Raw genomic sequence first — 24650 nt, forward strand, 5'->3', positions numbered from 1 at the left:
AGGGAAGGATAGGGAGCGTATCGGGACAAGGAGTCATACCCACGTACTTCGGTTCATAGAATGACTGTGTGGATTTCTTAGAGATCCTGCAGCATGATAACCGGAAAGGGGACCCGTTCCTGTATGCGTTCTTCCTATTTCACGTTCAAAGGTCAAACCTCGTTATATGTATTTGTAGCTGTCTTGTTTCTGGTCGGTGTCATTTTTGGCGCCTTGATGGTTAATGCCCTGTCTCTTGAACAGCGTCAGGATCTGGAGGGCTATCTGGGCAATTTTTTCATGACAGTCCAGCACAGCGGGCAGATCGTCGAATCCGGAACCTATTGGGATATAGCGATACTACATCTGAAATGGGTTGGACTTATCTGGATACTGGGCCTGTCCGTCATCGGATTGCCGGGTATATTGGTTTTGGATTTTCTAAAAGGAGTGCTGATCGGATTTACCGTTGGATATCTCGTCGGACAGTATTCCTGGAAAGGGCTGCTGTTTGCCCTGGTATCCGTCGCGCCGCATAATTTGTTCGTCATTCCGGTATTGCTGATCTGCAGTGTGTCGGCCATGACCTTTTCCTTATATATCATTCGGAATCGTGTACTCATGCAGCGGGCGCCGGGTGGACAAAGGCCGTTTGCCTCTTATGTGCTGCTGACACTGGTTATGGCTGGACTGCTGTTAGGCGTCGCGTCTTTTGAAACTTGGGTAACACCTGCGATGATGCGCTGGGTAACGCCAATGCTGCTCCCGGCGTAGCGCCGTAACGGACCGTGTAAAATGTTGACTTTAATTACGCACTCCCCCTATAATGAAAGAAGTGGGTTAAGTTGCAGTGTGCAGTGATTTCCTAGGGGGAGGGAGAAAATGGAAGCACGGATCGATAAAATTAAGCAGCAACTACAGTCCCAAGGTTATAAATTAACGCCCCAGCGGGAAGCCACCGTAAGAGTACTTCTTGAGAATGAAGAAGATCATCTGAGTGCGGAAGACGTATTCATGCTCGTTAAAGAAAAAGCTCCCGAAATCGGTCTGGCAACCGTGTACCGTACCCTCGAACTGCTGAGTGAGCTGCATGTTGTAGAGAAAATCAACTTCGGCGACGGTGTAGCGCGTTATGATCTGCGCGGAGATACATCCAAGCATCACCATCATCACTTAATTTGCGTTCAATGCGGAAGTATGGATGAAATACGTGAAGACTGGCTTGGACCGCTTGAAGAGCGTCTGGAGCGGGAATTTAACTTTTCGGTAGTAGATCACCGACTGGATTTTCATGGGATTTGTTATCGTTGCAAAGCTAAAAATGACCAGAAGCCCAAAGATGAAGAATAACATAGCATATCTTCAAGCTCTCACCGGCGGTTTTGACGGGAGAGCTTTTTTGGTCCAGTACATGATGTGAGGTTACCTCTGATGTCATCTCAAATGTCATATTCCTGCGTTTGTCGTCATACCCTGATTCTAGATGAAGGGATTCAAACCAGGAGGGGGACAACCCATGATTATTTCACTGCGCCAAGGGCTTCGTTTTATACGATTTATTATAGTTTTTGCAGGATTGGTTTATCTGTTCTATCATGTTCTGGATTTGTTCAACGGCTGGATCTCACCTGTGGATCAGTATCAGATGCCCACAGGAAATGCAGTCAAAGTCTTTCAGGAGACGGTTTGGCCAGGCAATGGAGAAGCACGTCTTACGCTGGCGGAGAGACTCCGTTTGTTTTATTGGTATGGGGAGTAGTCCGGACAGCCAGGGATGCAAATACGGAAGCAGGTTGCCAGTTCGGCAATGCTGTCAGATGAGGAGCGTTGTACATGAGACAGACGATACACCCCTATGCCTTATACTTGGAAGAAGATAAAGGGATGTCAAGCAGTACGCTGGAGTCGTATCTTCGGGACGTGGACAAGTTCATCGAATTTGCAGATAAGGAATACGGTATTCGTGAGGCAGGGCAGGTGCGTCGTACTCATGTTATCTTGTTTATCGGCAAGCTGAAGCAGGCGGGGCGTGCCAATGCGACCATTGCTCGCAGCGTGGTATCCTTGCGTTCCTATTTTCATTTTTTAATGCGTCGTGGCGAGATTCTGCAGGACCCAACGTTTGATGTCGAGGCTCCGAAAGCAGACAAAACGCCGCCACAGGTATTGACGGTGGATGAAATTGAACTCCTTCTGGCCTCGCCCGATACTCGCTCTGCCCAAGGGGTGCGTGATCGTGCCATGCTTGAGCTTTTGTATGCTACCGGTATTCGGGTCTCGGAATTGATCGCACTGGATATACGGGATGTTCAACCTGGCATGCGGTTTATTCGATGCGGAGGTGCAGGCAAAGAACGGATTTTGCCGATTGGCGCACCGGCAGCACATTGGGCAAGTGTGTATGTTAACGATTTTCGTAACCACCTGCTCAAAACAGACTCGGACGAGCAGGCCCTGTTCGTCAACGTGTCCGGAAGACGTTTAACCCGCCAGGGCTTCTGGAAGCTGCTCAAAAAAGCGGCGATGGATGCAGGGATTTCGGAAGAGATTACACCGCACACGCTGCGCCATTCCTTTGCGGCCCACCTGATTGCTAGCGGGGCGGATACTCGTGCAGTACAGGACATGCTGGGCCATGTAGAGCAGGCAGGACAACAATATGGGAATCATGGCCGCAAAACGATGAAGGAGATCTATGAAACTCATCATCCGCGAGCCAAATAATTGGCTTTAACGTTAAAATTTCAATAATTGATGCGGAACAGATAGCTGATTTAGGATAAAATAAACTGTACACATTTAAACGCCGTTATACATAAGCGAGTGCATCGGTCAGGAGCAATATACCTGAACGATGCACCTAGCTGACATAGACGGAAGTTTCAACTCAAGGGGGAACATTTGAAATGACAGCATTAAATCAACAGATGATTCAGGAAGCTGCTTCTTACATTCAAAGCAAAAGCTCCATCAAGCCGGAAGTCGGTTTGATTTTGGGTTCGGGTCTTGGCATTCTGGCCGATCTTATCGAAGATGGCGTAAGTATTGCCTATCAGGATATTCCTCACTTCCCGGTCTCCACGGTAGAAGGGCATGAAGGGGAATTGCTGGTCGGCACCATTAAAGGCCGCCCGGTTGTTATGATGAAAGGCCGGTTCCATATGTACGAAGGATATGGCCCCGAGCTCACAGCGTTTCCTGTACGTGTCATGAAAGAACTTGGTGTATCTTCACTGCTCGTAACCAACGCGGCCGGCGGTGTGAACACTTCGTACGAGCCGGGCGATCTGATGCTGATCTCGGATCATTTGAATATGACGGGCAAAAATCCGTTGATCGGGCCTAATGACCCGGCAATGGGCGTGCGCTTCCCTGACCTGTCTGAAGCCTACAGCCGCCGTTTGCGCGCACTGGCGAAAGATACAGCGGCTTCGCAAGGCTTTAATGTGCGTGAAGGTGTATACGCAGGCTTGCTGGGTCCTAACTATGAGACACCTGCTGAGATCGTGATGCTGCGTACGCTGGGTGCAGACGCGGTGGGGATGTCTACGGTATCCGAGGTTATTGTGGCACGTCATGCTGGTCTGGAAGTGCTCGGCATTTCCTGCATCAGTAACATGGCAGCTGGAATCCTTGATCAGCCGCTGTCCCATGATGAGGTCATGGAAACGACTGAGCGTGTTCGTGAATCATTCCTTGCGCTTGTTCTGGCCGTCATTCCGCAAATGTAAATCGTAAGCTACAGTAAGACAACCTATGGTGGTCCTTGGGATCATTCAAGAGGTTGTCTTTTTAATTTTTTACAAAAAAGTGAAATTCAGAAAATATAGAAAGAGTAACATGAAAATGTTCTGCCTAAGGAAAAAACATTCAGTGGAGTTATAACGATCTATATGTGATGTAAGGAGGTTTGATATGAATATTGACCGTCTTATCGGAGTCATACATATTGGAGTGCTGCTGCTGCTTTTCTTTGTTAAAACGAATATTGCGTTTTTGGCTGCCAGTATCATTATCGTTTTGATCATGATTTATCAAACCTATACCGCTCCGACAAAGTGGAACATCCGTATATCTGTCGTATTAACTTCGTTTCTTATCTTCTGGAATATCTATTCCTGGGATTTAGGGGGATGATTCCCTCGCTACACAACAGTGGGCAGCTTACGTGTTCTCTCTTCAGGAGGGGCACGTTTTTTTGTACATTTGTTTGAGAATAGAAAAAGTTCGGGAAATCATTCATGGGATGGAATAATTTACTGAAAACGCGCCGACAATGATTAGCAGTACATGCATGGAGCATGCAGTAAGCAAGTCATTTGAGGAGGTTAACCCTAGTGAAGAAACGAATAATGGCATCGTTCATGACCCTATGTATTTTGCTACCCCTTATGGCGACAACAGCGCTGGCGGAGGAAGCACCCAAAACGGCAGGAGGGACAGATCTTGCCCCGTCCGCTCGTTCTGCCATATTGATGGATGCCGATACGGGAACGGTTATTTTTGAGAAAAACAGTCATGATCAGCTGCCTCCGGCGAGTATTACAAAGATTATGACCATGCTGCTGACGATCGAAGCCATTGATTCCGGCAAGCTGAAGCTGACGGATAAGGTGAGAACGAGTGAATATGCTGCATCCATGGGTGGTTCACAGATTTTCCTTGAACCTGGCGAAGAGATGACAGTTGATGACATGTTAAAAGGAATCGCCATGGCTTCCGGTAATGATGCATCTGTTGCAATGGCAGAGAAAATTGCCGGATCAGAAGAAGCTTTTGTACAGCTGATGAATGAACGGGCGAAAGAGCTCGGTATGAAAGATACTCACTTTGCCAATTGTAACGGACTGCCAGTGGAGAATCATTATTCTTCCGCACATGACATTGCGCTGATGAGTCGTGAACTGCTGAAACATTCAGGCATTACCAAATACACGGGAGCATACCAGGACTACCTTCGTAAAGATACGGAAAAGCCCTTCTGGCTGGTGAATACGAATAAACTGGTCCGTTTCTACTCAGGCGCAGACGGTCTGAAAACGGGTTATACATCAGAAGCCAAATTCTGCTTGTCGGCTACCGCTATGAAGGACGGACTGCGTACGGTTGCTGTAGTGCTGGGTGAACCGAATACGAAAACTCGAAATGCTGAAGTGTCTTCGATGTTCGACTATGCGTTCGGACAATACACAATGAAACCTTTGTACAAAGCAGGGGATCAGCTCGGCAGTCTTAAAATTGAAAAAGGGGAAGTCGCTGAGCTGCCGCTGACGGCTACGCAAAATTATAGTGTGCTGATGCGCAAAGGCGCCAAATCCGATGAGTTCCGCCATGAGCTGTTAATGGCAAAAGAAGTGAAAGCACCCGTCAAGGCTGGTCAGAGCGTAGGTAAGCTTGTCGTATACCAAGGAAACGAGGTCATCAAGGAGTTCGATATCCAGGCCCCTCAGGATGTGAATAAGGCTGGCTGGTGGAAGCTGTTTAAACGAACAACATCGAACCTGTTTGATTAAACGCCGATTTGCGCGTTCTGCATACATTCCTTGAACGTATTTTGTAGTTAAATAGGGGTTTTCTTCTAGTTTTGTCGGGGGGCAGGAAAAGCCTTCGGAAACGTAGAAATCCTTGTTCAAGACTGGGAGGAGAGTGAGCAAACGTGAACTTGCATGTGGAAATGGAACATCACCGCGGGATTCTGATTGTGCGATTATCCGGGGAGCTGGATCACCATACAGCCGATATGGTTCGAATGCAAATGGATGAGGCCATCCAACGCAGACAGTGTGAACATCTGGTGCTTAGCCTGAAAGATCTTCAATTCATGGACAGTTCGGGTCTGGGTGTTATATTGGGCAGATACAAACTCATTAAAAATAAAGGCGGCAAGATGGTTGTATGTGATGTTAATCCGCCGGTCTATCGTTTGCTGGAAATGTCGGGTTTGTTCAAGATCATGCCGATTTACGAAAATGAGGGAACAGCTCTCTCGGGTCTGGAGGTCGTCTCATGAGTGAAGGTACGGGAACAAATTTCATGAATTTGCAATTTGCGGCCAAGTCGGAGAACGAATCGTTCGCAAGGGTGACTGTCGCGGCATTTATCTCCCAACTTGATCCCACAATGGACGAGCTCAGCGATCTGAAGACGGTTGTCTCGGAAGCGGTGACGAACAGTATCATCCACGGGTATAACAACAATCCCGAGGGTGTCGTGTCCATTCAGGCGCAAATTCGCGAAGACATGATTACAATTATTGTGGAAGATCGCGGAGAAGGAATCGAAGACCTGGAACTGGCCAAACAGCCGCTATATACATCCAAACCCGAACTTGAGCGGTCGGGCATGGGCTTCACCATTATGGAAAACTTCATGGATGAATTCGAAGTCAGCAGCGAGCCCGGCAGAGGCACCTCCATCAAGATGAAGAAGAGGATTGAATCCAAGAAAGCAATGTATAATTAGGGGTTGGTCTAATGGATGCTGAAGTGAAACCATCTTCACAGACCTATTTGGACGATGCCGAGGTCAAACGGCTGATTGCGCTCAGTCAGTCGGGTGACCATGTCGCACGGGATACGCTGGTGAACTGCAACATCAGACTAGTCTGGTCTGTCGTTCAGCGTTTTATGAACAGGGGATATGAACCGGAGGATCTGTTCCAGATTGGTTGTATCGGCCTGCTCAAATCGGTGGACAAATTCGACCTTAGTTATGACGTGAAGTTCTCTACCTATGCGGTACCGATGATCATCGGAGAGATTCAACGTTTCCTGCGGGATGACGGAACCCTCAAGGTTAGTCGTTCCCTGAAGGAAATGGCGAATAAAGTCCGCAAAAAAAGGGACGAACTGTCCAAACATCTTGACCGTCTGCCAACGATCAAGGAAGTGGCTGAACAGCTGGGGGTGACCCCGGAGGAGGTTGTTTTTGCCCAGGAAGCGAACAAACCGCCGACGTCTATTCATGAGACCGTGTTTGAGAACGACGGGGATCCGATTACATTGATGGACCAGATTGCCGACGAATCTCAGGAACGCTGGTTTGATAAGCTGGCGCTCAATGAAGCGATCGGCGGCCTTAGTGAGCGGGAACGACTGATCGTTTATCTACGGTATTACAGGGATCAGACGCAGTCGGAGGTCGCTACTAGGCTGGGGATTTCTCAAGTTCAGGTTTCCCGGCTGGAGAAAAAGATACTTCAATCGATTCGCGATCAGATCGCGCAGTAGATGATGGAGTGCGGACTCCAACACGGTTGCCGAATCGCCAATATACGACAACTAACAACCTTTCGTCGCGCATCTAACGCGAGTGAGGTTGTTTGTCGTTCAACCGTTTAGATGATCCTGAGCGATTGTATTGCATGACCAGAATCAACCCGATAATACAGGCAGTACCCAGCCATTGATAGAAACCAAAGGGTTCATGGAGCCACACGACGGTTGTAGCAACGGCAGCCAGAGGTTCAGCACTACCAAGCAGGCTGGTCTCTTTGGGTGTAAGGCTTTTTAAACTCGCAATGTAGAACCAAAAAGCAATCATCGTCCCGAAGATAATCGTAAATACCAAATACCCGTATGTTTCAGTAGAGATGCTGGCAAAGTTCGCTTTCCATGGCGGGTGAATCAAACTAAGGCCCAGACCACCAATAATCATGGCCCAGCCAACGATAACAAGTGAGTCAAATTTCTTAATCAGCTGTACAGCATAAAGTGTATAGAATGCAGCAGCTACCCCGGACAATAACCCGAAGATCACCGCAAGCCAGGAGACAGATAACTGTGTAACCGAGCCATTCGTCAGCAGTAGAAAACAGCCCAGGAGTGCGAGGATGCCGCATGCAAGGTCCTTGCGCGTGAGTGCAGACTGCTTCCGCAGTGCAATGTAAATCATGATCATGATGGGGGAAAGGTACTGAAGCAGAGTCGCCACAGCCGAGTTACCGTGTTTAATGGAAGCCATATACGTATACTGAACGGCGAGCATACCTGCTAATCCAAATAGGATCAGTTGTACAGCTGTCTTTTTATTTCTCCATACATCAATAATCTGAGATCTGCTGTGTGTAAAAGATTGAATAACCAGAAGCAGGGTACCCGCGCTCAGCAATCGAACAGTTACATACAAATTGACTTCAATACCATCCAGTTGAAACAGTTTTTGGGATACGGTTCCTCCGATCCCCCAGCAGATGGCCCCTGTTAGAACGAGCAGGAAACCCGATAGCTTGGAACTTGCAGATGTTGTCACTCTTGATCGCCTCACCTTAAATATAAGAATAGTGCTATATTAAGGAGAAATGCGATATATTAATATCAATATTACACGTAAAAATATAAATATATTGAGATGAGGCTTATGCAAAAGACTGAATTTATCATTGATCAAAATTTGAAGGAAATGACGAAGCATCGGACCGATACTTTACCTGTTGCCTGTTATGAAACAACCATTGTGAATAATATACACGGACACATCCCCCTGCACTGGCATGATGAATTGCAGTTTGTTGCGGTTCTCCAGGGGACAGTGTTGTTCCATATTAACGACCAAATAATTCGTGTATCCAAAGGTGATGGTATTTTTATTAACAGTGGAGTTCTGCATATGGCCGAAGATCATGGAGGGAACAATAACTGCATCTATCTATGTCTGAATTTGACGCCCCAACTTGCAGCGCCTTCAGAACTGTACGTAAAGTATGTACACCCCTATATAACGGCTACCAATTTGCCTTTTCTCTATATAGATGGGGGCATTGCCTGGGGAGCACTGATTTTGGAGACCATCAGGTTAATTAGAACGGAGCTTGTAAGTCAAGCGCCCTATTACGAATTGAAGGTTGCTTCAGCGATGCTGGATATGTGGACGCTTCTCATTAAGAACGGATATGCGTTGGAGCATGATGCATCCGAGATGACCAGGAGCAGAAGAATGAAGGATATGCTGCAGTGGATTCATCTGAACTATGCCGATCCGGTCAGGTTGGAGGATATTGCAAGGATGGGACAGTTAAGCCGATCGGAGACATGTCGGTATTTTAAGCAAATCCTGCGAACTACACCCATGCAATATGTTATGGATTACCGGATCCAGAAAAGCATTGAACTTCTGCGGCTCTCCGACCGCAGTATCACCGAAATCGCGTATGAGGTCGGTTTTAACAGCACGAGCTATTACATTAACCAGTTTCGGAAAAGCATGAAAAAGACACCTTTACGATTCAGAAGAGAGCTCGCCGAGAAGAAACAAGAGGAACGAATCGATTAACCGTCTTTCTGCCAGGTTATCCAGTCCAGTCGCCAGATGGCGGCTTTTTTGTTGTGGAATAGGCTAGCTTTTAAAGTGTTGATCAATTGAAAACAGTCTTCCTCTCGACTACCCACCCTCCAGCATATTTTTTCAGTCTTTTGGAAAGCGGGGACACATGCAGCGGAGGGATGGAATCGGTCAAGGGAGCGAAGCGCAGGAGGTTTACTTCATGCTTACACTAGCAACGCAGGCGGCAGAATAAACCTGAAGAAGCGAAGCGTTCGCCTTTGACTCCGAATTTCTACAACAGAAAATTTAATAAGGGAAATTTGGAGACAACAGCGATCGCAAGGTTGGTCTGCCGCCGAAGTGCCCGCGTGTCAGTTCTATTCTTTAACATTCGAAGAACAGCGGCCAGTGACCGATCCATCCCGGAGCGTCAGCAGGTTACCGAACCTTTTTCCAACCGGAATGTAATAAATTTGCACATTCTTCAAATACTAACCTAAATTACGCAGTAAAGGAGTGTTTCGGATGTCTCTGACACCCACTCCAACGGTCTATATTCGTCTGCGCAGCCGTATCCGCATCCAGAGGGGCAGAGGCGTCAAGCTTGGTGATATCGCTCATGTGTTAACCTCTCCGGAAGATGGGGAACGAAGGCTGCTTGAGCTTGAACTGCTGCGCCCGGGACCGGAGGACGGCAATCTGATCCTGATTGACATTTTGCAGATCATCCCTCAGATACGGCGCCTGCTGCCGGAAGTTACCGTCGAACTCATTGGTTCGGGGCATACGCTGGTTGAGGTCGTTGCGGGCACGGGCAAACCTTCCAAATCGCTGTTCATCCTGGTCTGGCTGCTGTTGTTCTTTGGATCGGCCCTGACCATCATGAATTTCCATGCAGATGTGAACATGCAGGAAGTTCAGATTCGAATCGTGGAAATGATAACGGGTCGCCGGGACGAGCATCCTTATTTGTTTCAGGTGGCATACTCCATCGGAATCGGGTTTGGTATGGCTGTATTCTTTAATCATTTATTCAAGAAAAAGTGGAATGAGGAACCTACTCCGCTTGAAGTGGAAATGTTTTTATATCAGCAAAATGTAGACAAGTTTGTCGTCATTGAGGAAATCGAACGAATGCATGAGCAGGAACGCGGGGAGATGAATGCCGATGAGCGTTCTTAATGGAGCGATCAGTATTGTACTTGGGATTGCGGGAGGAGTTGCCGTAGGAAGCGGCGTGATCGCCCTCATTCTCGTGCTTGATATGATCCCCAGATTGGCGCAGCTCACCCGTTCTTATGACAAAACGCATTGGTATGAGGGAGCATTGATCGGAGGGTCGCTCGTTGGAACCATTGCTGATTTCTGGCATTGGAAGGTACATGGAATATTGATCCTGAGTCCAATAATTGGGTGCTTTTGCGGTGTGTTTATCGGCCTGCTTGCCGCTGCACTGACCGAGGTATTAAATGTGCTGCCAGTACTTGCTAAACGTCTGGGCATGAAATCGTATTTGTTTGGACTGCTGCTGGCCATGATTTTGGGCAAAATGACAGGTTCCTTGTTTGACTTTTTTGTATATCAGCGTTAGGTCAAGGAATCGAAGGAGGAAAGAAAATGGATGTGAGATCTGACAATGCTGGACATGGTTCAGGTGAGGGAGTACCCGAAGAGCTGATACACAAGACGCCCTATGAAATTCAAAAGGAAGAGGAGCGCAGGGCGTACGAAAAAAAGAAGCAGGATGAGATGTCCGATAGTGTTGAAGAATCGGTGCAGTACTGGCAGGACAGGGATGATATCTCCGCTCGCATGAGTGACAACAAGTATACATTGAAGCAGGTTTTGGGCCTCGGGGAGTCCTTTGATGTCAATATGAGAGAGATGACCCTTGGAGGCAAAAATGTCGGATTATTGATGCTGACAGGATTTGCAAAAGATGAAATTTTGCTGGAAGTGTTGAAAAGGCTGACCTATCTAACCCCTGATCAAATATCAGGCCATGCGCTTAAGTCGTATTTCGATTGCTACATTCCACATATCCAGGTAGAGAAAGTCGATAAAATGAGTGCTGTCATCAACAAGGTTCTTACGGGTATGAGTGCTTTATTTGTTGAAGGGGACCGCTCCGTATTAGTGATGGATACACGGAGTTATCCGGTTCGCTCACCCGAAGAACCTTCTCTCGAACGCGTTGTCCGGGGGTCAAGGGACGGCTTCACCGAAACACTTCTGACCAACGTGACCTTGGTGAGACGCAGGATTCGCGACCCTGGATTGAAGTTCGAGATCATGCAAGTGGGCCGGAGAACTCAAACCGATGTTTGCGTGGTGTACATCGATGATATCGTCGATAAAGTGCAGGTGGATTCAGTCCGCGAAAAAATCAAACGGGTAGATATCGACGGTATACCGGCAGCAGATAAACAGCTGGAGGAAGCGATTATCAATAAGGGATGGAACCCTTTCCCTCTGGTGCGCTACTCGGAACGGCCTGATGTTACGGCATCTCATCTGCTTGAGGGCAGGGTCGTCATTTTCGTCGATACATCGCCAAGTGTGATGATTTTGCCTACAACTTTCTTCGATCTGTGTGAACATGCAGAAGAGAACAGACAGACTGCGTTTATGGGGACTTACTTGCGTTGGGTGCGCTTTGCTGGCATATTAATCTCGTTGTTTTTGCTGCCGCTATGGATGCTGATGGTTATTGATCCTGCGCTCAAACCAGCGGGACTGGATTTTATTGGTCCACAAGAGAATGTGAAGCTGCCCATCATTTTGCAGTTCCTGTTAATTGAGCTTGGGGTCGATTTGTTACGTATGGCGGCAGTTCATACTCCTACACCTCTTGCATCGGCAATGGGCTTGATTGCAGCAATATTGGTCGGGGATATCGCTGTAAAAACAGGATATTTTGTCAATGAGGTCGTTCTGTACATGGCTATTGCTGCCATCGGTATGTTTGCGACACCAAGCTATGAGCTTGGGCTTGCGAATCGGCTGGTGAGGCTGTTTCTGCTGATCGCTGTTGCCATTTTTAAGGTGCCGGGGTTTGTGGTAGGTACAACACTGCTTGTTATAGCGCTGACTATACACCGATCCTATAATTCCTCTTACTTATGGCCGTTTATACCTTTTAATGCAAAGGCCCTGGGGAACTTCCTGTTCCGTATGCCTCTGCTTGAAAATAAGAAACGTCCATCATTCAACAAAACAAGAGATAACACCAAAATGCCCGATGATCCGGACGGTGAAAAGCGAAAAAGTAAAAAACACAAATGATCTGCCTAAAAATCCATTCTTCTCGCTGACGAATTTGATATACTGGTGTAAAATCATTGGAATAGAAGAAGCTGTTCCAGTATATAAAAAAGTGAGGAATGCTGATTATGTATTTACATGGTACAAGTAAAATAAATGCTCAAGGCCATCTGGAAATTGGCGGAGTAGATGCAACGGACTTGAAAGAACAATTTGGAACACCACTGTATGTTGTGGACGAGCAATTGGTTCGCGACCGCTGCAGAGAATACATGGATGCATTCCGTGCATCTGGGCTGGGTTTCCAAGTCGCATATGCAAGCAAAGCGTTTTGCGTAATGGCGATGTGTGCTCTGGCTGCGGAAGAAGGGCTCTCACTGGATGTGGTTTCGGACGGTGAACTGTTTACAGCACTGCAAGCAGGATTCCCTGCTGAACGCATTCATTTCCACGGCAATAACAAAACATTGGAAGAGATCGAAATGGCACTTGATGCCGAGATCGGCTGCTTCGTTGTGGATAACTTCAATGAATTACACTTGCTGCAGGCTGTAGCCGCAGAGAAGAATCGTCAAGTGAACATCCTGCTTCGTGTGACGCCTGGTGTTGAGGCGCATACGCATGAATATATTTCCACAGGTCAAACGGATTCGAAATTTGGATTCGATATCGGTAACGGAACGGCATTTGAAGCGATTGAACTCGCTTCCAAACAGTCCAACCTGGTATTGCTGGGTGTGCACTCCCACATCGGTTCTCAAATCTTTGAGGTGGAAGGTTTCCAAATGGCGATTCAGCGTGTAGCTGAATTCGCTGCGAGTGTATATGAGCGTATTAACGTAGCGTTCAAAGTGGTTAACCTGGGCGGTGGATTCGGTATCCGCTATACAGAAGGGGATACTCCGCTTGAAGTGGCTCAGTATGTAAAAGCCATCACGGATGCTGTTAAAAATCACTTTGCCCAAATTGGATATGACGTTCCGGAAATCTGGGTAGAACCAGGCCGCAGTATTGTTGGTGAAGCAGGTACGACACTGTACACCGTTGGTACGAGCAAAGATATCCCTGGTGTACGCAAATATGTTGCAGTTGATGGCGGGATGACGGACAACCCGCGTCCAGCACTGTATGAATCCAAATATGAAGCTGTACTCGCCAACCGCGCTAATGAGTCTGCTCAGGAGACCGTGTCGATTGCCGGCAAATGCTGCGAGAGCGGCGATATGTTGATCTGGGATCTGGACCTGCCTAAAGTTCAGAGCGGGGATCTGCTTGCCGTTGCCTGCACAGGTGCGTACAACTACTCCATGGCAAGCAACTATAACCGAATTCGCCGTCCGGCAGTCGTGTTTGTTAAAGACGGCCAAGGTGATGTTGTTGTACGTCGCGAAACGTACCAGGACATCATTCAGAATGACCTCGTGCCTGAGCGTATCGCTAAACAGCCTGTAACCCGTTAATGTTAAGAAATACTAAATAGTAAAAAAGACAAAAAGGAACATTCCTTTTTGTCTTTTTTTTGCCTTTAGACCCAACATTTTTGAAAAAAAATGCGGTTTATTTTGCGGTTGGACTCATTTCGGTGTACACTAAGAAAAGTGCTATAGAGCTTGGCCCAGGGTCATGCAGGATGGCACCACTAACGATGGTCAATACGAAAGGAGTCATTTACATATGGCGAAACAAGCGAAAATCAAAATGGCAAACGGCGGAGAAGTTCTAATCGACCTGTTCGATCAAGAAGCTCCAAACACAGTGGCAAACTTTGAGAAACTGGCTAACTCCGGCTTCTACAACGGTCTTGTATTCCACCGCGTAATTCCAGGCTTCGTCGCACAAGGCGGATGCCCTAACGGAACGGGTGCAGGTGGCCCAGGATACACAATCAACTGTGAGATCAACCCGAACAAACATGAGCGCGGAACACTTGCAATGGCACATGCAGGCCGTAACACAGGTGGAAGCCAGTTCTACATCTGCTACCAGCCACAGCCGCATCTGGATGGGCAACATACCGTATTTGGTAAAGTAACCAAAGGTATGGAGTTCGTAGATGCTTTCGAAGGTCGCGACAAAATGGAAACTGTTGAAGTCGTAGAAGTTTAATCGTTTTCTTAATCGATAAAAATGGCCGTTTCGTTGATAAGACGAAGCGGTTTTTTTATATCCTTTTGCTTATTAAAAGTTAGTATGTGACAAAAAGGAACAAAAAACAATTGATTTTTCGGCGTTAAAGTGCTAACATCCAATTAATAACGAAAGCGATCCTTCAGGGCAGGGTGCAATTCCCTACCGGCGGTGATGCACCTGTGTGAGGATATTTATCCAGCACTGTTGCAAAGTCCGTGACCTGTCTGCCTGTGGCAGATGGCTGATCTGGTGCAATTCCAGAACCGACAGTATAGTCTGGATGGGAGAAGGAGAGGATGCAGCCCTAATTGGACTGCATTCCGCAGATGCGTTGCTGCACAGCATGAGACGAGGTTTTATTTCTGTGCAGGGAATGTCGGTTATCCGGCGGTTTCCATACATATGCCACATCATAGAAGCTCTTTACCTGTAATTGTGATCTTTAGGTATGTGTTTGCTTTCACTTGCCTGAAATGGAATTATGGCGGAGTGCTGTTGGCAATCGTATCAACGACATCCTGCTGGTGACACATGTCTCTCATCATCCCTACCCGAACGATAGTTCGAGTGGGGATTTTTTATTTGGATATGGTATAACCGCCTCTCTGCTCGATGGGAGGCCTATAATCTAAGATTCTAACCGTGGGGTGACCGGACTTGGAAATAATCAATGATGAATTTTATATGGGGCTTGCGTTGGATATGGCAGAACGTGCACAAGGGCAAACGGGGATTAACCCTGTCGTCGGATGTGTTGTTGTAAAAGAAGGCCGGGTTGTAGGTCTGGGAAGTCATCTCAAGCGGGGTACGGGCCATGCGGAGGTACACGCATTGAATATGGCTGGCAGCGATGCTGAGGGCAGTACGGTCTATGTTACGTTGGAGCCGTGCAGCCACTATGGCAAGACGCCGCCATGCAGCGAACGTTTGATTCACGAGAAAGTGAATCGTGTCGTGGTGTGTTGTGAGGATCCAAATCCGCAGGTATCCGGCAGAGGAATCAGTATGCTGCGTCAACAAGGCATTGAGGTTGAAGTTGGCGTTCTGCGTGAGCGCGGAAGACGTCTGAATGAAAAATTCATTAAGTACATTACCACCGGTTTGCCGTTTGTCACCTTAAAAACGGCATCCACGCTGGATGGTAAAATTGCAACCCGCAGCGGAGACAGCAAATGGATCTCCAACGAACCCGCACGGGAAATCGTACATGTACTTCGCCATCGTCATCAGGGCATCATGGTTGGTGTAGATACGGTTATTGCAGACAATCCGGAGCTGACCACCCGCCTCCAAGTGGAAGGGATCAGTCCTGTGCGAATTGTTGTCGATTCGAAGCTGCGTCTCCCGGTTGGGGCCAAGATGGTCAAGGATGGACTAGCACCGACATGGGTACTTACGACCGATGAGGCGAGCCCTGAGGCGGCCGAACGTCTAGAAGCCTACGGTGTTGAAATTATTCGCTGTGGTCCTGGACCACGTGTGGATTTGCTGAGTGCGCTTAGCAAGCTGGGAGAACGGGAAATCGGCTCCATCCTGCTTGAAGGTGGAGGCACATTGAATGGTGCCATGCTGGAAGCCAAATTGGTCGATCGGCTGTTGATGTTTATCGCTCCAAAGATTGTGGGCGGATACGACACACCGGGAAGCTTCCGATTTGAAGGGGTGGAGCGCATGAGTCAGGCCATTCAATTGAATCAGCTGGAAATTGAGCAAGTTGGAGATAATATCAGTATTGGCGGAATCCCTGTCTGGCCTGAATAACGGATCGAATAAGCAAGGCAAGATATAAGCATAAGGAGGCGGCAGCATGTTTACCGGTTTGGTGGAAGAGGTCGGTCAGATTCGGCGTATCGGTCGAAAAGGCGAAGCATTGGTCCTGAATATCGGAGCTTCCGCCATCATGGACGATCTGAAGATTGGTGACAGTGTATCTGTAAACGGAGTATGTCTTACGGCAACGACGCTGGAAAGCGGAGGGTTTACCGCAGATGTCATGCCTGAAACCTACCGTCATACCAATCTGAGTCAGCTGCAATCGGGCAGTAAAGTGAACCTGGAACGGGCGATGCAGTCGGGTGGGCGTTTTGGTGGCCACATCGTACAAGGACACGTAGATGGTACGGGAGTCATTGGCGGGATCACACGTGATCAGAATGCGGTTGTTTTTGAGATCAAACCTGACGACCACGAACTGTTCAAATATTTAATTCCAAAGGGTTCGGTAACCCTCGATGGCATTAGTCTCACCGTGGTGAAGACGACAGAAGCCTCGTTTACCGTATCGATTATTCCCCATACCATTGGAGAAACGGTGCTTCAGGTGAAAAAGCCGGGGGATACCATCAACATTGAATGTGACATTTTGGGGAAATATGTGGACCATCTGCTCCATTACGGCAAAGGGCATCCCGAAACGGGTGCTGGCAAACCGAAAAGCATCAGTGAAGAGTTTTTGGCCAACCATGGCTTTGCATAAGGAGCATAACCATTACAAAGAGAGACTGGAGGGGAACTTATGTCAGATCAATCCATATTAGATCCCATAGAGGAAGCGATATACGATTTGATGCGCGGCAAACCCGTCATTGTTGTGGATGATGAGGATCGGGAGAATGAAGGGGACTTTATTGCGCTGGCAGAGAAGGCTACACCTGAAGTCATCAACTTCATGATTACCGAGGGCAGAGGTCTGGTCTGTGTTCCCATTACGCAGCAGCGTGCGGATGAGCTCAATCTGAAACCGATGGTTCAGCAAAATACGGACTTCCATGGAACGGCATTTACAGTTTCCGTGGATCACAAGGATACAACAACAGGCATATCTGCACATGAACGATCCATTACGGTGAAGGGTCTAATTGATCCGGAAGCCAAAAGCAGTGATTTCCGCAAGCCGGGGCATATGTTCCCGCTCATTGCCAAAGACGGAGGAGTGCTCCGCCGCGCCGGGCACACGGAAGCTGCTGTTGATCTGGCGATCATGTGCGGTTCCTATCCGGCTGGTGTGATCTGTGAGGTCATCAAGGAAGATGGCACGATGGCGAGACTGCCTGATCTGCAGGAGATTGCCCGCAAGCATGACCTGAAACTGATTAGTATTCAGGACATGATCCGTTACCGTAATGAGAAGGAACAGCTGGTTCAACGTGAAGTGGCTGTCCGCATGCCTACGGATTTTGGCGAGTTTCAAGCAGTGGCCTATACGAATGCAGTGGACAACAAAGAGCATGTAGCCTTGGTCAAAGGTGAAATCGACTCTTCCAAGCCCGTATTGGTTCGTGTTCACTCCGAATGTCTTACAGGCGACGTATTCCACTCCCATCGCTGTGACTGCGGACCGCAATTCGATGCAGCACTCAAACAGATTCATGATGAAGGCAATGGCGTTCTGCTCTATATGAGACAGGAAGGCCGGGGCATTGGACTGATTAACAAACTCAAAGCCTATAAGCTGCAGGAGGAAGGTCTGGACACTGTAGATGCCAACCTGAAACTGGGGTTTGCCGCTGATCTGCGTGATTATGGTATTGGTGCACAGATTCTGAAGGATCTCGGCGTTCGCCAAATTCGTCTGTTAACGAATAATCCCCGCAAAATCAAAGGCCTTGAAGGTTATGGTCTTGAAGTGGTGGAGCGTGTTCCCATCCAGATGGAAGAGAACGAGGATAATACGCTTTACCTGCATACCAAGCAGGCGAAGCTGGGGCATATGTTGAAGTTCGATGATATCGAACAGAACGAAGAGAAAAATTAAATCTTTTTTCTCATGTAATTTATGGAAAAATAAATGCTCACAAATCGGTTAATTACATTACATTATACATTAGAGGAGATGACTTAAATGCCGAACTTTTTTGAAGGACATTTGGTATCGGAAGGTTTAAAATATGGAGTGGTTGTAGGACGTTTTAATGAATTTATTACAAGCAAATTGCTCAGCGGAGCACTCGATGCGTTCAAACGTCACGGGGTGCAGGACAGTGAAGTCGACGTAGCCTGGGTTCCAGGAGCATTCGAAATCCCGCTGATTGCACAGAAAATGGCGGAGAGCGGCAAATATGACGCTGTCATTACACTGGGAACGGTTATTCGTGGCTCAACGACACATTATGATTATGTGTGCAATGAAATGGCAAAAGGAGTGGCGGCTATTAACCTCAAAACTGGCGTGCCAACGATCTTTGGTCTGGTTACAACGGAGAATATTGAACAGGCGATTGAACGTGCTGGTACGAAGGCTGGTAACAAAGGTTGGGATGCTGCCACGGCTGCAATTGAAATGGCGAACTTGACGAAACAGCTAAAATAGTGCTTATTTAATGTAGTGCCCTGCTCTGCGCAGACGAATTCGGGAGACCGGATTCGGCGGCTTAGCGGGGTTTTGTATTTTTCTGGCGGGAGGATTCGTCTAGTGACGGTAGTTACATATAAACTGGAAACTTTTGAAGGGCCTTTGGATCTGCTGCTTCATCTGATCGATAAGGCAGAAATTCATATCCAGGATATTCCCATCAGCGATATTACCGATCAATATATGGCGTATCTGCATTCGATGCAGGAATTGGAGCTGGATATTACGAGTGAGTTTTTGGTAATGGCAGCAACGCTTCTGTCCATCAAGAGCAAACTTTTACTGCCCAAACCACCGGTGATTGAAGACTTTGAGGATTATGATTATATGGAAGAAGAAGATTATGATCCACGTGCGGAGCTGATTGCACGTCTGATAGAATATCGCAAATACAAAGGAATAGCCCGTCATCTGCATGAGCGGGAATGGGAACGGAGCCTTATCTTCTCCAAAGAGCCTGAGGACCTGAGGCCGTATATGCCTGTGGAGACCCAATCAAATCCGGTAGAGGGATTGCATACTTCGGATCTGATTGCCGCTTTTCAGAAGGCACTGCGCAAGGCAGAGAAGCGTACAACGGTTACACGAATTCAGCGCGATGAGATCTCGGTGAAGGATCGTATACGTGATGTCGTTGGAGCTCTGGAGAGTATGGGACCGGGAGGAAGGCTGTTATTTTCCAAACTGCTGGATGATCAGATTTACCGGCATGAAATTGTAGTCACATTTTTGGCTGTACTGGAACTGATGAAGATGAAACAGATTGTCTGTTACCAGGAGCGGATGTTTGAGGATATCGTTATGGAGTGGAGAGGGGAAGCAAGGAATCATGGATTTTCCGAAATTGAAGTCGATTATTGAGGGGCTGCTCTTTTTGTCCGGAGAGGAAGGTCTAAGCATCAAACAAATTGCCGAGATCGTGGATCAGCGGGTAGAACTGGTATCAGATGCCGTAGAGGAAATGATCGCTGACTTCATGAACCAGGGGCGAGGCGTTCAAATTCTCAAAATTGCGGGAGTGGTCCAGTTGGGAACGCTGCCGGAGCATGCTGCGTACTTTGAAAAGCTGGCTTACTCTCCTGCACGGACCTCATTATCTCAGGCTGCACTTGAAACACTAGCCATTGTGGCGTATCGTCAGCCCATTACACGGGTCGAGATCGAAGAGATTCGCGGTGTGAAATCCGAACGGGCCATCCATACACTGGTCAATAAGGATTTAATTGAAGAAGTAGGACGAGCTGAGGCGATTGGACGACCTATATTGTACGGAACAACCAAATCGTTTCTTGACTATTTTGGACTTGCTTCACTTAAAGATCTTCCTGAACCGGGTTTGTTTGAAGATTCTGAGAATCTGGAAGAAGAGACACAGATGCTGTTCAACAAGCTGGATGGACAACAGGTGGACTCGGGAAGCACGGATCAGAATGAGTTTGACCATGAAAATATGGATAACAATTATGAGGTTCATGACGAGGATCTGGACTCGTAAGCTCGAATTGTCCATAGGAAACAGTAATAAACCGGTGCCTGATAAGGTGGCGGTTTTTTTGCATACCATGAACCCTTAGCAAACGTGGGGAATTTCAACTATGAATGGAATTTTCAGGTCAGCCGTGAATTATTTCCTATATAGAGTGTCATACTAGACGTGTAAAGAATTGAGGGCTTGGAGGTAAGGCCTGTGTGGATTTGGCTTGGAGGAATCGGCTTGTTCGCCGCACTGCTGCTTGCCGCTGTTCTCATCTCGAATGTTCATGTGCATTTTACGTTCCGTAAACATAAAAGTGATGATTACGCTCGGATTAATGTTCGTCTCCTTTACGGTATTGTGCGAATTAACTATGAAATACCAAGCATCGTCTTTCGTAATATGAAAGAAGGTTTTTTGGTAAAAACCGAACAGCATGTGAACCATAAGCACGGAGAAGCCGAGGGTCACGAGCGTGTCAACAAACGTAAAGTCCAAAAGTGGGCAAAAGAAGTAAAAATCATGATGAGGGCTACGGATGCGCTTAAAATTTGGGTTCAACAAACGCTAAGCCGTGTACATATGACCCAGCTGTCCTGGTCAACCCGAATAGGTATCGGAGATGCAGCGCACACCGCTATTCTTACGGGCTGGGTATGGAGCATCAAGTCGATTATCATCGGTTTTTTGTCGTATCAGATTCAATTTAAACGTCCGCCCATGCTTGAAGTGGTTCCCGTTTGGGAAGATGAAATGGAGTTTCAAACCGAGCTGAACTGCAGAATGAGAATTCGCATTACGGCGGTTATGCTCGCAGGAGTGAGGCTGATGACACGGGTTCTTGAAGTGGATGGCGGATGGCGAATGTGGCTGAGAATACTGCGGGAACAACGGCGCAGACATAAGCAAAAATTAAAAAACAGCAAGGTTGAACGCGGGCAAACCCAGTAACATGCTATTTCGGTTGCTTTTGTTTGATGAGTCCTCCAAGAATGTTGGGTGCTGTTTCCTTGCTTGTTCTGCACTGAGACTTACATAGTCTGATCAAGTTTGGGGATGATATGGTTAGATCAAACCTAGTTTAAATTGAAACTGGAGGGAATTCAAGATGTCAGATCATCCAATTCAAGGCTTAATGGAAACCGCAATGGAGAATATCAAGGCCATGGTGGATGTTAATACCATTGTTGGCGATGCGGTCGAAACACCAGACGGCACGGTTATTCTGCCGATCAGTAAAGTCGGTTTTGGATTCGCCGCTGGAGGCAGCGATTTTCATGTGAATGATGGAAAGAGCAAAGAAGGCAGCTCCGTTCCTGGTGCAAAGACTGAGAGTGCTCATTCAGCCAACGTTGCTTCACCATTCGGTGGAGGTAGTGGTGGCGGCGTATCCATCCGTCCGATTGCCTTCCTTGTTGTTGGAAAACAAGGCGTGCACATCGTGCCACTGGACAACTCCACTCATCTGTTTGAGAAACTCATTGATTCTACACCTTATGTTCTTGACAGAATACAGGGGATGTTCCAGCGTAATACTTCGCAGAATGATGACTCTGGCGTACGTGTTACACCAGATCATACCACTTACAGCTAAGCCGTTTTATCTGGATCCCTTATCACAGATCTTTGTGAGAGGGATTTTTGCTGTTTGGAAAGATGGGACATACTTTAGGTTGTCCGAACATAAGTTAGTACAAGATTCCAGTGACCCGGAGGAATGAATTGATGCGAATGTTTAAGAAAGTAATGATTAGTTTGCTTGTACCATTGCTGCTTCTGCCTTTCATACAGGTTGCTGAAGCACAAGGAACGATCCCTGGCCCATCAACCCATGCGCAGAGCGCAGCGCTCATTGATGTGACTTCTGGAAGAATCCTATACAGCAAGGACGGGGATAAGGAACTGCGCATTGCCAGTTTGACCAAAATCATGACAGCCATTGTCGCCATCGAACAAGGGAAACTTGATGACAAAGTAAAAGTATCCTCAACTGCTTTTGCCAAGGAAGGGTCATCCCTTTATCTCAAATTGGGAGAAGAAATGACACTGGAAAACATGTTATACGGTTTAATGCTGAGGTCAGGGAATGACGCGGCTTCTGCTATCGCAGAGCATGTTGGTGGATCAGAAGAAGGCTTCGTCCTGTTAATGAACCAAAAGGCAGAGGAAATTGGACTTAAGCATTCCCATTTTATGAATCCACACGGTCTTGATGCAGATGGACACTATTCCACAGCCAATGACTTGGCCCGTTTAACGGCTTATGCACTGCACAATCCTGTTTTTAAACGAATCGTTGCTACCGAGGACAAATCAGCGCCTAATCCGAATGAGAGTTGGGAGTACTCCTGGCACAACAAAAATAAAATGCTGCGATTGTATGAAGGCGCTGATGGGGTGAAAACCGGATATACCAAAAAGGCGTTTAGGTGCCTGGTTAGCTCCGCAACCCGGAATGGTCAGCAGCTGGCTGCTGTCACGTTAAATGATGGAAATGACTGGAATGATCATGCGCGCATGCTTGATTTTGGATTTGAGAATTTCCCTTTGGTGGAGATTGCTCAAAAAGAGCAGCCAGTGGCTAACACGGATGTTATTACGGGGCGTGGATTTACGTATCCACTTGCGGAGAGTGAGAAGTCGGGCGTAACCAAAAGGCTGGTGTTAACGACCAATCCAGCAGAGACAAGAGGCGAAAAGAATGAGGAGCAACTGGATCCATCCTTCGGCCTCGCTGGGCGCATTGATCTGGAGCTCAAAGGGGAGTTTATTGGTTCAATCCCGGTGTATCGCAAAGGCAGCTACATTCCACCTGAGCCGAAGTCAGATGACGCAGCTCTTGGCGAGATCGGTAAAGTTTCAACCTGGGTAACTGCATGGCGGGCGGTGCTGAGTCATTTGTTATCTCCATAATCATCAGGAAGCATGAGTACGTCATTCATGTGGTACAGCATGATGTATTGTGCTTCCAGAGGAGGTTTTAACGTCTTGATTAACGTAATCTGGCTTATGATGATTGTTGTCGGGTTTGGTTTTGCAGCCGCGAAAGGAAATATTGAAGTCGTTACCCAGGCTGCTTTTGATGGGGCAGCAACGGGTGTAACCGTGTGTTTTGGATTAATAAGTGTGCTTGTGTTCTGGATGGGGATGATGAAAATGGCAGAAGATGCGGGATTGCTTGGCAAAATAGCCAAACTGCTGGGTCCAGTCGTTGCCTTTTTGTTTCCTGATGTGCCCCGAAATCATCCAGCTATGGGTTATATTTTGTCCAACATGAGCGCTAATCTGCTTGGTCTCGGCAATGCGGCAACGCCAATGGGAATCAAGGCCATGCAGCAGCTGCAGGAGCTGAATCCCGATAAACAAACAGCTTCCCCTGCAATGTGTACATTGCTCGCACTAAATACGGCAAGTATAACCATTATCCCGACCACCCTTATCGCCATTCGTTTGAACTACCATTCAGCCAATGCAACAGAGATTGTGGGCACCACGCTGATGGCAACGATTATTGCCACGCTCGCCGCCATTTTGGCAGATCGCTGGTATAGGAACAGGACCTTAAACAGACCGCCACGTGTTGTAAAGAGCGGTAATTCCAGCATGAAAGGATGAATCCATCATGTTAACCTTCATCAACTGGATTTCCGTCTGGGCCATTCCGGTTATTATCGCGTTCGTTCCCTTATATGCGTTTACTAAAAAAGTTCCGGTATATGAATCCTTTGTTGATGGAGCAAAAGATGGATTTTCCACGGCGATCACCATTATCCCGCATCTGGTGGGAATGATGGTAGCAATCAGTGTTTTCCGGGCTTCAGGCGCACTGGATTATGTTATCAGTCTGTTCGCTCCGCTTGTATCCTGGATGGGCGTTCCCGGAGAAGTACTGCCACTCGGCATATTACGTCCGTTAACCGGGACAGGCTCTCTTGCTTTTACAACGGATTTAATCAAAACATATGGCCCGGATTCTATGATCGGACGTATGGCTTCCACAATCCAAGGGAGCACAGATACAACCTTATATGTACTGACGGTATATTTTGGAGCCGTTGGCATACGAAATGGCCGATATGCACTCAAAGTCGGATTGTTCTCTGACCTGGTCGGATTTATTGCTGCTCTGGCTATTTGTTTGATTGTCTTTGGTTAAAATATAACGACTCTCCTTCCGATATACTAGATATG

The 24650-nt window shown here is 47.4% G+C and carries 28 protein-coding genes and 1 riboswitch; of the genes, 27 read left to right on the plus strand and 1 reads right to left on the minus strand.

All coding sequences use genetic code 11. The features are described from left to right. Nucleotides 1–123 precede the first annotated feature (123 nt). The 10 genes from spoIIM to sigF all read left to right on the plus strand — a co-directional run bounded on the left by spoIIM (nucleotide 124) and on the right by sigF (nucleotide 7208). The gene (spoIIM, locus tag AC3WQ3_RS14170; RefSeq protein WP_127537951.1) at nucleotides 124–753 is read left to right on the plus strand and encodes a stage II sporulation protein M; all 630 of its coding nucleotides are present in this window, start codon (nucleotides 124–126) and stop codon (nucleotides 751–753) included. 108 nt (nucleotides 754–861) lie between these two features. Next, a complete protein-coding gene (gene fur / locus AC3WQ3_RS14175) occupies nucleotides 862–1329 on the plus strand; it encodes a ferric iron uptake transcriptional regulator (protein ID WP_024630961.1) in 468 nt (155 codons plus the stop codon). Nucleotides 1330–1495: 166 nt separating this feature from the next. Next, nucleotides 1496–1738, plus strand: a complete 243-nt coding sequence (locus AC3WQ3_RS14180) for a DUF4227 family protein (RefSeq protein WP_127537952.1) — start codon at nucleotides 1496–1498, stop codon at nucleotides 1736–1738. 74 nt (nucleotides 1739–1812) lie between these two features. Then, on the plus strand, nucleotides 1813–2703 hold the full coding sequence (locus AC3WQ3_RS14185) for a tyrosine recombinase (RefSeq protein ID WP_127537953.1): 891 nt from the start codon (nucleotides 1813–1815) through the stop codon (nucleotides 2701–2703). 182 nt (nucleotides 2704–2885) lie between these two features. Further along, a complete protein-coding gene (locus tag AC3WQ3_RS14190) occupies nucleotides 2886–3710 on the plus strand; it encodes a purine-nucleoside phosphorylase (protein WP_095359253.1) in 825 nt (274 codons plus the stop codon). Nucleotides 3711–3894: 184 nt separating this feature from the next. Further along, complete coding sequence (locus AC3WQ3_RS14195; RefSeq protein ID WP_154895559.1) at nucleotides 3895–4116, plus strand: hypothetical protein; 222 nt, start codon at nucleotides 3895–3897, stop codon at nucleotides 4114–4116. Between the two features lie 254 nt (nucleotides 4117–4370). Then, nucleotides 4371–5492, plus strand: a complete 1122-nt coding sequence (locus AC3WQ3_RS14200) for a D-alanyl-D-alanine carboxypeptidase family protein (protein WP_261780046.1) — start codon at nucleotides 4371–4373, stop codon at nucleotides 5490–5492. Nucleotides 5493–5635: 143 nt separating this feature from the next. Further along, entirely contained in the window at nucleotides 5636–5989 is a 354-nt protein-coding gene (spoIIAA, locus tag AC3WQ3_RS14205) for an anti-sigma F factor antagonist (RefSeq protein ID WP_036663380.1), read from the plus strand. Next, nucleotides 5986–6441, plus strand: a complete 456-nt coding sequence (gene spoIIAB, locus AC3WQ3_RS14210) for an anti-sigma F factor (protein WP_095290499.1) — start codon at nucleotides 5986–5988, stop codon at nucleotides 6439–6441. Before spoIIAA ends, spoIIAB begins: the two co-directional genes overlap by 4 nt. Before the next feature lie 11 nt (nucleotides 6442–6452). Then, on the plus strand, nucleotides 6453–7208 hold the full coding sequence (gene sigF, locus AC3WQ3_RS14215; RefSeq protein WP_127537957.1) for an RNA polymerase sporulation sigma factor SigF: 756 nt from the start codon (nucleotides 6453–6455) through the stop codon (nucleotides 7206–7208). Nucleotides 7209–7281: 73 nt separating this feature from the next. Here the strand turns inward: sigF and AC3WQ3_RS14220 are convergent, their stop codons facing one another. Beyond that, on the minus strand, nucleotides 7282–8229 hold the full coding sequence (locus tag AC3WQ3_RS14220; protein ID WP_492472582.1) for an EamA family transporter: 948 nt from the start codon (nucleotides 8227–8229) through the stop codon (nucleotides 7282–7284). Nucleotides 8230–8337: 108 nt separating this feature from the next. Between AC3WQ3_RS14220 and AC3WQ3_RS14225 the strand changes: the two genes are divergently transcribed. The 17 genes from AC3WQ3_RS14225 (at nucleotide 8338) to AC3WQ3_RS14305 (ending at nucleotide 24615) form a co-directional block, all read left to right on the plus strand. Further along, nucleotides 8338–9249, plus strand: a complete 912-nt coding sequence (locus AC3WQ3_RS14225) for a helix-turn-helix domain-containing protein (RefSeq protein WP_492472583.1) — start codon at nucleotides 8338–8340, stop codon at nucleotides 9247–9249. 516 nt (nucleotides 9250–9765) lie between these two features. Then, complete coding sequence (locus tag AC3WQ3_RS14230; RefSeq protein ID WP_492472584.1) at nucleotides 9766–10422, plus strand: stage V sporulation protein AA; 657 nt, start codon at nucleotides 9766–9768, stop codon at nucleotides 10420–10422. Continuing rightward, nucleotides 10403–10831 (plus strand): stage V sporulation protein AB, encoded by a 429-nt coding sequence (locus AC3WQ3_RS14235; protein ID WP_164764228.1) that lies wholly within the window; start codon nucleotides 10403–10405, stop codon nucleotides 10829–10831. The genes AC3WQ3_RS14230 and AC3WQ3_RS14235 overlap by 20 nt, the downstream gene beginning before the upstream one ends. Before the next feature lie 26 nt (nucleotides 10832–10857). Further along, nucleotides 10858–12525, plus strand: a complete 1668-nt coding sequence (locus AC3WQ3_RS14240) for a spore germination protein (RefSeq protein WP_492472585.1) — start codon at nucleotides 10858–10860, stop codon at nucleotides 12523–12525. 107 nt (nucleotides 12526–12632) lie between these two features. Beyond that, a complete protein-coding gene (gene lysA, locus AC3WQ3_RS14245; protein WP_153979219.1) occupies nucleotides 12633–13964 on the plus strand; it encodes a diaminopimelate decarboxylase in 1332 nt (443 codons plus the stop codon). 214 nt (nucleotides 13965–14178) lie between these two features. Beyond that, nucleotides 14179–14610 carry a peptidylprolyl isomerase gene (locus tag AC3WQ3_RS14250; RefSeq protein ID WP_095290511.1) on the plus strand — a complete coding sequence of 144 codons (432 nt, stop codon included), beginning with the start codon at nucleotides 14179–14181 and terminating at the stop codon, nucleotides 14608–14610. Between the two features lie 155 nt (nucleotides 14611–14765). Then, a riboswitch (FMN riboswitch) is annotated at nucleotides 14766–14930 on the plus strand. Nucleotides 14931–15291: 361 nt separating this feature from the next. Beyond that, a complete protein-coding gene (gene ribD / locus AC3WQ3_RS14255; protein WP_492472586.1) occupies nucleotides 15292–16395 on the plus strand; it encodes a bifunctional diaminohydroxyphosphoribosylaminopyrimidine deaminase/5-amino-6-(5-phosphoribosylamino)uracil reductase RibD in 1104 nt (367 codons plus the stop codon). Between the two features lie 46 nt (nucleotides 16396–16441). Further along, nucleotides 16442–17110 (plus strand): riboflavin synthase, encoded by a 669-nt coding sequence (gene ribE, locus AC3WQ3_RS14260; protein WP_095290513.1) that lies wholly within the window; start codon nucleotides 16442–16444, stop codon nucleotides 17108–17110. A gap of 39 nt (nucleotides 17111–17149) precedes the next feature. Beyond that, a complete protein-coding gene (locus AC3WQ3_RS14265) occupies nucleotides 17150–18388 on the plus strand; it encodes a bifunctional 3,4-dihydroxy-2-butanone-4-phosphate synthase/GTP cyclohydrolase II (protein WP_127537963.1) in 1239 nt (412 codons plus the stop codon). Between the two features lie 87 nt (nucleotides 18389–18475). Next, complete coding sequence (ribH, locus tag AC3WQ3_RS14270; RefSeq protein ID WP_095290516.1) at nucleotides 18476–18943, plus strand: 6,7-dimethyl-8-ribityllumazine synthase; 468 nt, start codon at nucleotides 18476–18478, stop codon at nucleotides 18941–18943. 102 nt (nucleotides 18944–19045) lie between these two features. Beyond that, nucleotides 19046–19846, plus strand: a complete 801-nt coding sequence (locus tag AC3WQ3_RS14275) for a segregation and condensation protein A (RefSeq protein WP_095290518.1) — start codon at nucleotides 19046–19048, stop codon at nucleotides 19844–19846. Continuing rightward, nucleotides 19815–20480: an SMC-Scp complex subunit ScpB gene (scpB, locus tag AC3WQ3_RS14280; RefSeq protein ID WP_492472587.1), complete on the plus strand. Its 666-nt coding sequence runs from the start codon at nucleotides 19815–19817 to the stop codon at nucleotides 20478–20480. Before AC3WQ3_RS14275 ends, scpB begins: the two co-directional genes overlap by 32 nt. A gap of 192 nt (nucleotides 20481–20672) precedes the next feature. After that, a complete protein-coding gene (locus AC3WQ3_RS14285; protein ID WP_492472588.1) occupies nucleotides 20673–21410 on the plus strand; it encodes a DUF2953 domain-containing protein in 738 nt (245 codons plus the stop codon). Nucleotides 21411–21567: 157 nt separating this feature from the next. Further along, nucleotides 21568–22053: a GerW family sporulation protein gene (ytfJ, locus tag AC3WQ3_RS14290; RefSeq protein WP_095359243.1), complete on the plus strand. Its 486-nt coding sequence runs from the start codon at nucleotides 21568–21570 to the stop codon at nucleotides 22051–22053. A gap of 131 nt (nucleotides 22054–22184) precedes the next feature. Beyond that, nucleotides 22185–23372 carry a D-alanyl-D-alanine carboxypeptidase family protein gene (locus tag AC3WQ3_RS14295; protein WP_492472589.1) on the plus strand — a complete coding sequence of 396 codons (1188 nt, stop codon included), beginning with the start codon at nucleotides 22185–22187 and terminating at the stop codon, nucleotides 23370–23372. Nucleotides 23373–23468: 96 nt separating this feature from the next. Then, entirely contained in the window at nucleotides 23469–24074 is a 606-nt protein-coding gene (locus AC3WQ3_RS14300; protein ID WP_492472668.1) for a nucleoside recognition domain-containing protein, read from the plus strand. 7 nt (nucleotides 24075–24081) lie between these two features. Further along, complete coding sequence (locus AC3WQ3_RS14305; RefSeq protein WP_336780717.1) at nucleotides 24082–24615, plus strand: spore maturation protein; 534 nt, start codon at nucleotides 24082–24084, stop codon at nucleotides 24613–24615. Nucleotides 24616–24650: the final 35 nt, after the last annotated feature.

This window comes from Paenibacillus sp. FW104-T2, assembly GCF_058789975.1.